We start from the raw sequence: 12553 nt of genomic DNA, 5'->3' as shown, positions 1-12553 counted from the left end.
GCAGTTTCCTCCCCGGAAGTAGGCGATAGGAGCAGACGGTCGGAGCCTGCGGAGTATCGGCGTGGCTGAGTCGATGTTGTGATTCCGCGTACGTCCGTAACCGGTTCGGACGCTGCCCGGGTCCCCCATCCGGGCGGCGGCGTGGCACCGTCGGCCCTACGAATATGCCACTCCAGGGGTCTTTCCACACAATTATCCACAGATGTGGAGAACCCTGGGGAAATGTGAAACGAGGTTGCGCTCTGCCGCTATACGGCCTGGACCTGCGGTTCTGTAGCAATCTTCTGGCTACGTACCTTAGTTGGTGCGCAGGCCGACGGCTAGGGGTGTGGACGAACTCACGGTTATACCCAGGATGCGTCACTCCGGTGCAGCGCTTCCGCGCAAGGCGCGCGAGGGTGGGCCGAGTTTGACCCGTACTTTGCCGATCAGTACCCTCGTACAGTCACCCCTTGGTGCGGTGGCGGTCCTGTGCTGACCGTGTCAGGTCGTATCGACCTCGTGCGCCAGGACCGACGCGCATCGATGATGACCACCTCGCGATTCATCGCGCAAAGACGTATCACCGACAAGCTTTGGGCACCGAACGGCGCCCACCTACTCGAGGAGTGTTGACCGTGGCCAAGGGCAAGCGGACGTTCCAGCCGAACAACCGTCGTCGGGCGCGGGTCCACGGCTTCCGTCTCCGGATGCGCACCCGCGCTGGTCGCGCCATCGTTTCCGCGCGACGCGGCAAGGGCCGCAAGTCCCTCACTGCTTGATCCTCGCTCTCGGACGCTCGGGTGTTGCCTGAGCCGTATCGGTTGCATCATCGTGCCGACTTCTCCCGGACGGTGCGCCGCGGCCAGCGAATCGGGAGGCGAGATCTGGTCGTACACGCGCTCGTGCACGGGTATGACGGAACTGTGGGCGCGAGTGGACGACGAAGCGATGCGGCTGAGGCCGGATCGTTGGTCCGCGTGGGCGGTCCGCGGTTCGGATTGATTGTCAGCAAGGCGGTGGGCAACGCGGTGATTCGACACCGCGTCGCCCGCCGCCTGCGTCATATGTGCGGTCAAGTGATCGCCGAGCTGCCCGCCGATGCCGATATCGTGATCCGCGCATTGCCCGGCGCCGCGACCGCCGACGCGACGGAGTTGCTCCGCCAGCTGCGTGGCGCGCTGCGCAAGCTCGATATCGTCCGCAAATCGGCTACCGTGGCCGGTGCGGGATGAGTGCGCGTTCCACCGTTGCTCGGCTACCCGCGAACACGGTGATCTTCCTGATCGAGCTCTACCGGACGTATGTCTCCCCCATGCGCCTGCCGGTGTGCCGTTTCACCCCGACCTGTAGCGAGTACGCGGTGACCGCGTTACGCACCCGCGGCCTGTTCGTCGGCCTCGGATTGACGGTCGTGCGATTGGCGAAATGCGCACCCTGGCACCCTGGTGGGTGGGATCCCGTTCCGGAGCGAAAAACACGCGAACGGAACGAGTCAGCCGCCGACCAGCAGGCGTCGGCGCCACACGCTTGTAAAGGATCACCGCGCGCGGTGATCGGCGACACGAACGACGGGAGTGCATAGAGCCGTGCTCGACTTCATTTATTATCCGGTGTCCTGGATCCTCTGGTTCTGGCACCGGGTCTTCGGGTTCGCGTTCGGCGCGGACAACGGACTCACCTGGGCACTGGCCGTGGTGTTCCTGGTATTCACGTTGCGCCTGGTGCTCTACAAGCCGTTCGTCAAGCAGGTGCGCACCACCAAACAGATGCAGGAACTGCAGCCCCAGATCAAGGAGCTGCAGAAGAAGTACAAGAACGATCGCCAGAAGATGGCGACCGAGATGCAGAAGCTGCAGAAGGATCACGGCTTCAACCCGTTGATGGGCTGCCTGCCGATCTTGGCGCAGGTCCCGGTCTTCCTCGGTTTGTTCCATGTGCTGCGCTCCTTCAACCGCACCGGCACCGGCATCGGCCAGCTCAGCATGTCGGCCTACGACAATGCGCATACGCCGAACTATGTCTTCAGCGCCACCGACGTCCAGTCCTTCCTGAGCGCCCGCATCTTCGGCGCCCCCATCTCGGCCTACATCACCAGCCCGCCGAGCCAGTTGCAGGCCTTCGCCGATTACGGCGGCGTGCCGACCAAGCTGAGCATCGCGCTGGTCTCCATCCCGCTGATGGTGATCGCCGGTCTGGCGACGCATTTTAACGCGCGCGCCTCGGTTGCCCGGCAGAGTCCGGAAGCCGCGGCCAACCCGCAGTCGGCCATGATGAACAAGCTCGCGCTGTGGGTGTTCCCGCTCGGCGTGCTGGTCGGTGGCCCCTTCCTGCCGATCGCCATCCTGCTCTACTGGGTGTCCAATAACATCTGGACCTACGGACAGCAGCACCTCGTCTTCGGCCGCATGGCGAAGGAAGAGGAAGTCAAGAAGCAGCAGAAGCTGGAGCAGCGCGCACAGAACGCGCCGAAGCCTGGTGCGAAGCCGGTAAATGTCAAGAAGAAGCAGTCGCCCTCCGATGCGACGCCCGTCGATGCGGATGCCGATGCCGCCGTGGATGCGGTTGACGCACCGCCGTCGACGAACGGCACCGCGAAGTCCCCGACCAAGGCGGGACAGCGGCGCTCGGGCGGGCAGAAGCGATCGGGCAACCGCGGGCGCCCCAACCAGAAGCGACGGCGCTGATATATCGCGCGCCTGCGGGATCTCTGAGCAACCCTGTTCGCGTTCTCCGATCGGCGCCGGTCGCCGGTCGCGCGCGATGAGCAGATGAAGGAAATCAAATGACTGTTGAAACCGACGGAGGGGACGCCACTGTGGCGACGACGACGATGGTGAACGGCGAAGCCGAAGCGGGGGCCGAATCCACCGAGTCCGCGAACGATGCCGAGGAAGCTCTCATCGAAGAGGGCGAAATCGCGGGCGACTACCTCGAGCAGTTGCTCGATGTGCTCGACTTCGACGGCGATATCGATCTCGATGTCGAGGGCGATCGCGCCATCGTGAGCATCGACGGTGGCCGGGATCTCTCGAAGCTGGTCGGCCGCAACGGCGAGGTGCTCGACGCACTGCAGGAGCTGACCCGGCTGGCCGTGCAGCAGGCCACCGGGGTGCGCAGTCGGCTCATGCTCGATGTGGCCGGCTGGCGCGCCAAGCGTCGCTCGGAGTTGAGTGCGCTCGGCACTGCCGCCGCGCAGCGGGTGCTGGAATCCGGTAAGCCGGAGCCGCTGGCGCCGATGACTCCTTTCGAGCGGAAGATCGTGCACGACGCCGTTGCCGCCGTCGACGGTGTCAGCAGTGAGAGCGAGGGCGTGGAGCCCAATCGGCACGTTGTCGTGGTGCCTGCCTGAATCGCGCGTTGTGATTGGATTAGGGCCTCCGGTCTTCGGACCGGAGGCCCTCTTCATGTCTCGGATACGCGCCCCCTCCCCCGGCCCCATTGCCGTACTGATCGACTCGAGTTCGGAAGGATGTTTCACGTGGAACGAGATCTCGGTGGCATCACCGCGTTGCCGAATGAGCTGGAGCCCCCGGCGACGGCCGCGGTGGTTTTCGGAGACCGGCTGGATCTCGCGCGTCGGTACTGCGCCGCCCTCGCCGCCGCCGGTGTCGAGCGCGGACTGATCGGCCCCCGCGAGGTGCCGAGGCTATGGGATCGACACATCCTCAACTGTGCGGTGGTCGGTGAGTTGATGGCGGAGGGCGCCACCGTGGTCGATATCGGCAGCGGTGCCGGACTGCCCGGAATCCCATTGGCGATCGCGCGCCCGGATCTCCGCATCACCTTGGTCGAGCCGCTGCTGCGTCGCACCATCTTTCTGAGCGAATTCATCGAGGCGGCCGGACTCGATGTGACCGTGGTGCGCGGTCGGGCCGAGCAGTCCGGCGTGATGAAGGAAGCGGGCGGCGCGGATGTGGTGACCTCTCGCGCGGTTGCCCCGCTGGCGAAGCTGGCGCAGTGGTCCCTTCCTCTGTTGCGCGATCACGGACGGATGCTCGCGCTGAAGGGAGTCAGCGCGGCCGAAGAACTCGAGCGCGACGGTGAGGCTTTGACGAAGGCGGGCGCGGGAAATGCGACCGTTCTGGAATGCGGTGCCGGACTCGTCTCCACCCCCACTCTGGTGATCAGCGCCGAACGGCTGCCGCGTGCCGAGCGTCCCTCGCGTCGAGCCGGCAGGTCGGCGCGGAAGTCGAAGTAGCAGTTCTCGATTCGCGGCAATGTTTCATGTGAAACAAGGGGCCTTGGCGTCCGCAGCGCAGCAGGATTCGACCCGAAACTTCACGTGACGTTTTGAATCCGGTGGTAACGGATAGGGAAATCGATAATCCCCATTGCGCGAGGCTCATTGGACACGAGAGCGCCCGGTGTGAGATGTCCGCGGCGCGGAACCGTATCCGATGTTTCATGTGAAACAGAACTTCGGTGTCGGTCCGGGACTTCATGTTTCATGTGAAACGGCAAATCGAACGCGTCAATCTTGTTTGCGGCGATGTGATTCGGTGCAGATTCGCGTGTCCTTTATGTGATGCCGCGATTCAGCTTTCTAATCGCGCTGAGTGCTGGCAAGCTAGTGAGCGTCGGGCGTGAGCGTTGGTGCCACGGAGGGATGCGGGTTTGTCGCAGCGGCGAGAGCTCCGCTCGTCGGTCGGGCGCCGCGGTCCCGATTGAGCATCAAGTTCGATCCGACACAGCTAGTGATGACACGGCGCCGAATTCGGTCGGGCGTACGTGATCTGAGGTTCTCGCGTTAGGAGCTGTCTATGTCGAGCGGTCCGGCGAATGTTTCACGGGAAACAACGTCGCGCGTGCCGGGGATGCTGGACTCCAGCACCTTGGATGCGGAGGCATTCGGAAGCACACCGTTCGGGCACATCTCCCCCAGTGAGACCCCGATAGCAGCCGAAGCCCAACGTGCAAGCCAAATATTGCATCCAGGAAAGGTGACAGTGCCGAAACCGCACGAGCAACGGATCATCACCATCGCCAATCAGAAGGGGGGCGTCGGTAAGACGACAACCGCCGTGAATCTCGCGGCCGCCCTGGCGCATACCGGGATGACGGTTCTCGTGATCGACCTCGATCCCCAGGGCAACGCCAGCACCGCCCTGGGTATCGAACATCACTCGGGTGTCCCGTCGAGCTATGAACTCCTCATCGGCGAGGTGTCGGTGATGGATGCGATTCAGCAGAGCCCGCACAGCGAGCGTCTGCTGTGCATCCCGGCGACCATTGACCTGGCCGGTGCCGAGATCGAATTGGTTTCCATGGTGGCCAGGGAGGGACGACTCAAGGCCGCCATCCAGGAGGCCAATATCGCCGGATACGACATCGATTACGTCATGATCGACTGCCCGCCGTCGCTCGGTCTGCTCACCGTCAACGCAATGGTTGCTGCCAAGGAAGTGCTGATCCCGATCCAGTGCGAGTACTACGCGCTGGAGGGTGTGGGGCAATTGCTCCGGAATATCGGTCTGGTACAGGCGCACCTGAATCCCGAACTACACGTGTCGACGGTGCTTCTCACGATGTACGACGGACGGACCAAGCTGGCCGACCAAGTCGCCGAGGAGGTGCGCGGGCACTTCGGCGATGTGGTGCTGAAGTCGGTCATCCCCCGCAGTGTGAAGGTCTCCGAGGCGCCGGGCTACGGCATGACGGTACTCGATTATGATCCAGGCTCCCGGGGTGCGATGAGTTATCTGGACGCCGGTCGCGAGATGGCCTCCCGGTCGGTGATCCGGCCGGGTGCGGCAGAGCGCGCGCAATGACGAACGAGGAAAGGGTCGGTAACCGATGACTCAGGCGAAGAAGGGCGGCCTAGGCCGCGGACTTGCCGCGTTGATTCCGACCGGGCCGGCGGCCACACCGGGACTCGGTGCCGCACCCGGACTCGGCAGCGCCGCAGCCAATGTCGTCATCGGCGTCGATCCGATCGGACCCCAACCGGCTTCCGCCTTTCTGCACCGGGTCCCCGACCCCAGCGATGAGCAGCTGTCGGATGGCGGCGCGTCCTATCGCGAGATTCCGCCGGAGCAGATCGAACCGAATCCCAAGCAGCCGCGCCACGTCTTCGAGGAGGAGGCGCTCGCCGAGCTGGTGCACTCCATCAAGGAATTCGGCCTGATGCAGCCCATCGTGGTGCGTCGGCTGGAGCCGGGGGTGGACAAGTATCAGATCGTCATGGGTGAGCGTCGTTGGCGCGCTTGCCAAGAGGCTGGGCTCGCGGCGATTCCAGCCATTGTCCGCGAGACCGCGGACGACGCGATGCTGCGGGACGCCCTCCTGGAGAACATCCATCGGGTGCAGCTGAACCCGCTCGAAGAGGCGGCGGCCTATCAGCAGCTGCTAGAGGAATTCGACGTCACCCATGAGGAATTGGCCACCCGAATCGGTCGATCCCGACCGGTGGTGACGAATATGATTCGCCTGTTGAAACTGCCGATCCCGGTGCAGCGCCGGGTCGCGGCCGGCGTACTGTCCGCCGGACACGCTCGGGCGCTGCTCGGTCTCGAGGCAGGCGCCGACGCCCAAGAGGTACTCGCCGCCCGCATCGTTGCCGAGGGATTGTCGGTCCGGGCCACCGAGGAAGCCGTCACCCTGGCGAACCGGGACCCGGATACGGCCGCTCCCCCTGCCGCCCGGCGCAAGCCGATTCATATGCCGGGTCTGCAGGATGTGGCCGAGCGGCTGTCGGAATCCTTCGACACTCGCGTCACCGTGAGCCTCGGCAAGCGGAAGGGCAAGATCGTCGTCGAATTCGGTTCGGTCGAAGACCTCGAACGCATCGTAGGCATGATGGAGCAGCAGCAGCTCGGCAAGTGACCGAAGTGGCAAAAATAGCCGTGTGTTTCCGGTAGGCACGTGTTCGGCGTCGAAACGTCACTGTGACGGCGCGGAAAATCGGCCTACGGAGGGGCTCCTTACCAACAGCACAGCGACGTGGAATGAGGCGGGTTCGCTTTGATCGCATATTCTTGCTGGCGAGTGAATGCAGCGTGAGTGTGGATGAATCGGATAGCTGGAGGCTGAGCAGAGCGGTGTCGACCAGCGTCACAGCATTAACCCTCGGTGGACTCGACAGGCTACCCGCCCATGCGCGGCGTTGCGTGTTCTGGGAGATCGATCCGGCCGTGGCCGCGACCTCCCGTGAGTTCAGTGATCCGGTCTTCGAGAAGGAGGCCTGGCTGTCCACGGTCATGCTGGAGTGGGGTTCGTGCGGTCAGGTCGCGAACGTGGACGGCAACATAGCGGGGTGTGCGCTGTATTCGCCGCCGAGCGCCGTACCGCGTGCCGGCCTGTTCCCCACATCGCCGGTTAGCCCGGACGCGGTCCTGCTGACCACGCTGCGGGCCGAATTCCCGTATCAGGATGCCGACATAGCCCACCGCCTCATAACGGCCGTGGTGGCCGATCTGGTCCGTCGTGGCGTACGTGCGTTAGAGGCCTTCGGCATTCGCACCGATCCTCCGGCGACCGCGATGTCGGATCGTTCGCTCGGCTCGATGCGGTTGATGGAGCGGATCGGTTCACCGGTCCGGGATGCGGCCTCGGCCGGTAAGGCGACCGGATGTTCGCCGGAGACCTGCATGATCGAGGCGGACTTCCTGGAGGACGTCGGTTTCGAAGTGGTGGCGCCGCACCACCGCTTCCCCCGGCTGCGCTTGGAACTCGACTCCGATCACGGTTGGAAGGAAGATGTGGAGCGCGCGCTCGATCAGCTGCTCGCCGCCGCCTCCCTGACGGTCCCCTTCCGCGTCGGAGCACCCTGAGACTCCGCATACAGCAGCAGTGCGCCCCTGCCGACGATCGGCAGGGGCGCACTCGTACCGGAAGTATTTTTGTTGTTCGTAATCTAATGAGCCAGAAGGTAATTCACTACATCCGGTCGGCTGCGGCCAATTCCTCCGCCAGCAATTCGGCGAAAGTGTATGTGCCCGTCGGCTGATCGTCCTGGCCGAGCAGATACAGCCGCTTCACCGAGATGAGGATGGCCTCGGCGATCACATCGCGCATCCGGGGGTTGGTGAGTACCGATGCATCGTATTCGTTTGTGAGATAACCGATATCGACCTGCACGGTCGGCATCTTGGTGAGCCGCAACAGATCCCAGGTACGCGCATGAGTCCGGCAGTCCTGCAACGAGGTTCGCGCGACCACCTCACGCTGGATAAAGCCGGCTAGCACCTGGCCGATCATCGATACCGAACCGTGCGAATTGCCGAAGTGGAAGCCCGCGACACCGTTGGCGGACGGGCTCGGATTGGTCGCGCAGCGCAGCGAGATCATCAGATCGGCGTCGAAGGCATTGGAGGTATCCGCGCGATCGGCGTCGCTCGGATTGGCGCCCCACGGCCGCGACAGGAAAGTTTCCATGCCAGTGGCGGCCATTCGGCCCTCCAGCCTGCTGGCCAGATCCCACAGGATCTCCGACTCGTAGACATCGCCGTATTCGGTCGGCACCGCGAAACCCTTGTCCGGGCCGCCGAGACCCGGATCGATGACGATCCGCTTCCCGGTCAACTGCGGGCCGGCCCGGTGCACCACCTCTTCCTCGGCGATCCGATGCGGATTGCCGCCGGTGACGCGCGCGCCGAGCAGCTCCAGCGAGCGCAGTGTATCCGGACCGCAGATGCCGTCCGCCGCCAAGCCGATCTCCCGCTGGAATGCGGTGAGCGCTTCATGGGTGTGCGGGCCGAAGTAACCGTCGACGCGGTGCACGTAGAAACCGAGATCCTGTAGCCGGCGCTGCAGGGTTGCCACATCGTCGCCGTAGAGCGGCGCGGAGAGCTGGTAGATCAATGTGCGGGCACCGAGGCGATAGGAGGCTTCCTTGAGCGCGCGGTAGGTAGCCGGTCCGACGACTCCGTCGACCAGCAGTCCGCGGTGCTGTTGGAAGGCGCGAACCGCCGAGTCGAGCTGGCGATCGAAGGAAGCGTCGGTGTCCATCCAGTACTCTCGCGCATCAGCATGATCTGTTGCGGCGGAGTGCGTATGCAGAAACCCGAGACTTGCCAGGGTGCTCCGAACCTCGGCGACGGCTGGACCGGTATCGCCGTGACGAAGTCGGTGCATGCGTGAGAGCCCTTTCCTTCCGTCAACCCGGGTACCCACTCATGCGATGGCTCACACCCTCGCACGACCGGAGGTCGGTCGATTGTCTCAGACCCGGACCGGAATACGACAATTCCCGGCGTCCAGGCATCCTACGGCGCGTCGTCGATTGACGGCGTTCTTTGACGAATACGTCAGAGGATGCCGTCGAGTTCACGCAGCAGGGCGGCTTTGCCCTTCGCTCCGACGATCTGCTTGACCGGCTTGCCACCGGAGAACAGCATCATAGTTGGCAGCGAGAGGATCTGATAATCGCGGGCGACGCCCGGATTGGCATCCACATCCACCTTGGCCACGGTCAGCTTGTCCGCGTGCGTGCCCGCGATCTCCTCCAGCACCGGGGCGACCATCTTGCACGGACCGCACCAGTCGGCCCAGAAGTCGACGAGTACCGGCTTCTCACTGAGCAGCACATCGTCGGCGAAGGACGCGTCGGTCACGGTGACCGTGTTTTCGGACATGGGGTATCTCCTTGTAGTGCAAAAAAAATGATGAGATCAGTTGGCGGGCACGGCAACTGAGTTGCCTGCGTGATCCAGGGTGTTCGAGGTGATGTCACCCTGGTCGGCCAGCCAGCGCTCGGCATCGATCGCGGCGCGGCAGCCGGTGCCCGCGGCGGTGATGGCCTGGCGGTAGGTGTGGTCTACCAGATCGCCCGCGGCGAAGACGCCGGGGACCTTGGTAGCGGTTGACGGGTGCAGCACCTGCACGTAGCCCTCGTCGTCCAGCTCCACCTGATCCTTGACCAGCTCGCTGCGCGGATCGTGTCCGATCGCCACGAACAGGCCGGTCGCGGCCAGTTCGGAGGTCTCGCCGGTACGGGTATCGCGCAGTGTCAGGCTGGTCACGCTGGAATCGCCGTTGACCGCGGCGACCTCGGCGTTGAGCACGAACTTGATCTTCTCGTTGGCCTTGGCGCGCTCCAGCATGATGCGTGAGGCGCGGAATTCCTCGCGGCGGTGCACGATGGTCACGGTGCTGGCGAATTTGGTGAGGAAGGTCGCCTCTTCCATCGCGGAGTCGCCGCCGCCGACCACGACGATGTCCTGGCCCTTGAAGAAGAAGCCGTCGCAGGTGGCGCAGGCGCTGACACCCCGGCCGAGCAGCTTCTGCTCACCGGGCACATTCAGATAGCGTGCGGCCGAGCCCATGGCGAGGATTACGGCGTAGGCCTGGTGGGTCTCATCGCCGACGGTGACCGTCTTGATCGGGCCGCTCAGATCGATGGCGTCCACATCCTCGGTCCGGATATCGGCGCCGAACCGCTTGGCCTGTTCGCGCATCTCCTCCATGAGATCCGGGCCCATGATGCCGGCGCGGAAACCGGGGAAGTTTTCGACCTCGGTGGTGGTCATCAGTGCGCCGCCGAACTGGGTGCCCTCGAACAGCAGGGGCTGGAGTTCGGCGCGGGCTGCGTAGACGGCGGCGGTATAGCCGGCGGGTCCGGAGCCGACGATGATCAAGTCGCGAACTGCGTTGCTCATGCCTGCGCCTCGCTGGCGCTCGGCACCACCGTGACCAACAGGTTGGCTGTGTTGATAGTTCGCTCGCTGCGCTCGCTCACGGGTGACCCTTCCGAGGGAGATTCGTTAGACGTGTCGGTCAACAACAGGGTAAACGGTGTTGTTCCCGACGTGATGTGGGACAACCACACGACGTGACGTCGCCCACTCGTCAACCGATGTCGGTGAGTGCCAACTGTTGCGGATCGTCGGTGCCGCAACCGGTTCCGACGACCAGTGCGGTGATCTTGTGTGGACGCGGGCCGGTGAGCAGGATCAGCACGGCTTCCCTGCCCCCGAAGGTGGTGTCGGTCGAACCGAGGACGGTGCGGTCCAGGCCGTTGGCGTGGACGCAGCGGTTCAGGGCCGCCGCAGTGCCGAGTGCGCCGCTGACGTCATTGCGACCGAGGGCCCTCAATGCGACGGTGGCGTCGAGTTCGTCACCGAGTTGGACATTGCTGCTTGGGGTCGGTTGGGCGCTCGGGGCCACCTCGTGCCCGCGCAGTGCGTCGACCGCGACCGCCACGCAGGCCACGACCGCGATCACGGCGGCCGCGGCGGCGAGCCAGCGGAGTCTGCGTGTGCCGCGTCGCGTCAGCGGGATGGCAGCCTCGTGCCCGGAATGCTTTGCGGCATCGGCGGATTCGGGCCACACCGGCACCGACGATTCCGGCCGTGTGGGGGCCGAGGGCAGCCGATGCACGGTTCCGACCTGCTCGGTGGGCTCTTCTGCCACATCGAGGCCTTCGACGAACTCCTCCAGTCGGGCCGCGATATCGGCCGGCATGGCGTGAATGACGTGCTCGTCCTGGCCGAGTGCGCGCAATTCGGCACTGACATCGTCGAGGGAGTTCAGGAACCGCAGGGCGTCCGGATCGTTGCGGACCATCGGCCACAGCTGCTCGCGCAGCTCCGGCGCCACATTGTCGGCATGTAGGTCGGCGAGCAGTTCGGGTGAGAACGGAGGCTGCGGATCGGATCGGGTCGCCATCGCACCTCCGGATTCTCGAGTAGATGCCCGCCCACATGTCGCGGGCGGCGCTGCCAGTACATCGTCTGGTTGTCCGTCACTGTTAATGACGCATCTCGACTACTTCCGGTTCCCCGGATCACGCAGAAATTCCAAACGTTCTTGGAGCCGCTGTCGGCCGCGCGCGCATCGGCTCTTGATGGTGCCCTCCGGGACGCCGAGCAGCGCCGCTGTTTCCGCGACACTACGCCCCTCCAGTTCCACCGCGACAAGCGCCGCCCGCTGCTCCTCCGGCAGCGTGAACAGCGCACGGTCGATGACGAGTGACATCTCCAGTTCGGCGATATCGTCGCGGGTGTCCTTGGGTTCCGGCATGGTATCCGGCGACAGCGATACCGCGCGACGGGTCTTGTTGCGCCGGATCCGGTCCAGGCAGGCGTTCACCACGATGGCGTGCAGCCAGCTGCGCACCTCGGCCTCGGCGCGGAAGGTGGCTGCGGTGCGGTGTGCCGAGAGCAGGGCATCCTGCAGCGAATCAGCCGCGTCCTCGCGGGTATAGGAGGTGCGCAGGGCAGTCTGCCACAGGTGGTCGTTATGGCGGCGCAGCAGCTCCGCGAAGGCATGCCGCTGACCGCGCACGTGGGCGTGCAGCAGTTCGACATCGCTGAGCTCGTCGGGGACGAACGAACGCTCCCGGAACGCAACAGGCCGCGACTTCCCCCCGTGGGAATCCTCGTTCAGTTCGGACGGCAAAACCAACCCCTTGGACAGCTCTCACGGCGATGACGGACACGAGCGACCACCATCGAAATTTCGCAGCATCCAGGATCGAACAACCAGAACCCGGGGAGCTCCCCCCTGAGTGAGAGCGCGGCTAGATCATATCGTCAGTAAAGAATCGGCAGCAACCAGACCACTTGGAGCACAGCGGATCCGAAACCGCGGGAAGGTGACAACTGATTTCGCGAGTACACGGGTAACTCGTCGG

The 12553-nt window shown here is 64.5% G+C and carries 14 protein-coding genes; 9 read left to right on the top strand and 5 right to left on the bottom strand.

Going from position 1 to position 12553, the window contains the following annotated elements; genetic code table 11:
- Nucleotides 1–617: 617 nt before the first annotated feature.
- The 9 genes from rpmH (at nucleotide 618) to ACQPYR_RS43215 (ending at nucleotide 7751) form a co-directional block, all read left to right on the top strand.
- On the top strand, nucleotides 618–761 hold the full coding sequence (gene rpmH / locus ACQPYR_RS43255; protein ID WP_083898281.1) for a 50S ribosomal protein L34: 144 nt from the start codon (nucleotides 618–620) through the stop codon (nucleotides 759–761).
- A 21-nt stretch (nucleotides 762–782) separates the two neighbouring features.
- A complete protein-coding gene (gene rnpA, locus ACQPYR_RS43250) occupies nucleotides 783–1214 on the top strand; it encodes a ribonuclease P protein component (RefSeq protein WP_433626036.1) in 432 nt (143 codons plus the stop codon).
- Nucleotides 1211–1564, top strand: coding sequence for a membrane protein insertion efficiency factor YidD (gene yidD, locus ACQPYR_RS43245; protein ID WP_084483836.1), 354 nt, complete (start codon nucleotides 1211–1213; stop codon nucleotides 1562–1564). Before rnpA ends, yidD begins: the two co-directional genes overlap by 4 nt.
- Before the next feature lie 4 nt (nucleotides 1565–1568).
- Nucleotides 1569–2666 (top strand): membrane protein insertase YidC, encoded by a 1098-nt coding sequence (yidC, locus tag ACQPYR_RS43240; protein ID WP_387287070.1) that lies wholly within the window; start codon nucleotides 1569–1571, stop codon nucleotides 2664–2666.
- A 146-nt stretch (nucleotides 2667–2812) separates the two neighbouring features.
- Nucleotides 2813–3331, top strand: coding sequence for a protein jag (locus tag ACQPYR_RS43235; protein WP_387287501.1), 519 nt, complete (start codon nucleotides 2813–2815; stop codon nucleotides 3329–3331).
- 120 nt (nucleotides 3332–3451) lie between these two features.
- The gene (gene rsmG / locus ACQPYR_RS43230) at nucleotides 3452–4180 is read left to right on the top strand and encodes a 16S rRNA (guanine(527)-N(7))-methyltransferase RsmG (RefSeq protein WP_433626033.1); all 729 of its coding nucleotides are present in this window, start codon (nucleotides 3452–3454) and stop codon (nucleotides 4178–4180) included.
- 616 nt (nucleotides 4181–4796) lie between these two features.
- Nucleotides 4797–5750: a ParA family protein gene (locus tag ACQPYR_RS43225; protein ID WP_245720979.1), complete on the top strand. Its 954-nt coding sequence runs from the start codon at nucleotides 4797–4799 to the stop codon at nucleotides 5748–5750.
- A gap of 25 nt (nucleotides 5751–5775) precedes the next feature.
- Nucleotides 5776–6804, top strand: coding sequence for a ParB/RepB/Spo0J family partition protein (locus ACQPYR_RS43220; protein WP_433626031.1), 1029 nt, complete (start codon nucleotides 5776–5778; stop codon nucleotides 6802–6804).
- A gap of 215 nt (nucleotides 6805–7019) precedes the next feature.
- Nucleotides 7020–7751, top strand: coding sequence for a GNAT family N-acetyltransferase (locus ACQPYR_RS43215; protein ID WP_433626028.1), 732 nt, complete (start codon nucleotides 7020–7022; stop codon nucleotides 7749–7751).
- 106 nt (nucleotides 7752–7857) lie between these two features.
- On the opposite strand, the gene ACQPYR_RS43210 is transcribed toward ACQPYR_RS43215, so the two are convergent.
- From ACQPYR_RS43210 to sigM, 5 genes are all read right to left on the bottom strand, one after another.
- On the bottom strand, nucleotides 7858–9054 hold the full coding sequence (locus tag ACQPYR_RS43210; RefSeq protein WP_433600294.1) for an N-acetylmuramoyl-L-alanine amidase: 1197 nt from the start codon (nucleotides 9052–9054) through the stop codon (nucleotides 7858–7860).
- A 173-nt stretch (nucleotides 9055–9227) separates the two neighbouring features.
- Entirely contained in the window at nucleotides 9228–9554 is a 327-nt protein-coding gene (gene trxA / locus ACQPYR_RS43205) for a thioredoxin (protein ID WP_433626025.1), read from the bottom strand.
- A 36-nt stretch (nucleotides 9555–9590) separates the two neighbouring features.
- Nucleotides 9591–10577 carry a thioredoxin-disulfide reductase gene (gene trxB / locus ACQPYR_RS43200; protein ID WP_433626022.1) on the bottom strand — a complete coding sequence of 329 codons (987 nt, stop codon included), beginning with the start codon at nucleotides 10575–10577 and terminating at the stop codon, nucleotides 9591–9593.
- Nucleotides 10578–10767: 190 nt separating this feature from the next.
- On the bottom strand, nucleotides 10768–11586 hold the full coding sequence (locus tag ACQPYR_RS43195; protein ID WP_433626019.1) for a hypothetical protein: 819 nt from the start codon (nucleotides 11584–11586) through the stop codon (nucleotides 10768–10770).
- A 99-nt stretch (nucleotides 11587–11685) separates the two neighbouring features.
- Nucleotides 11686–12219, bottom strand: a complete 534-nt coding sequence (gene sigM / locus ACQPYR_RS43190; RefSeq protein ID WP_433635418.1) for an RNA polymerase sigma factor SigM — start codon at nucleotides 12217–12219, stop codon at nucleotides 11686–11688.
- Between the last annotated feature and the right edge of the window lie 334 nt (nucleotides 12220–12553).

Origin of the sequence: Nocardia sp. CA-120079 (genome assembly GCF_050955745.1) — a bacterium.
GTDB lineage: Bacteria > Actinomycetota > Actinomycetes > Mycobacteriales > Mycobacteriaceae > Nocardia.
This window is presented reverse-complemented; position numbering and strand designations above follow the sequence as displayed.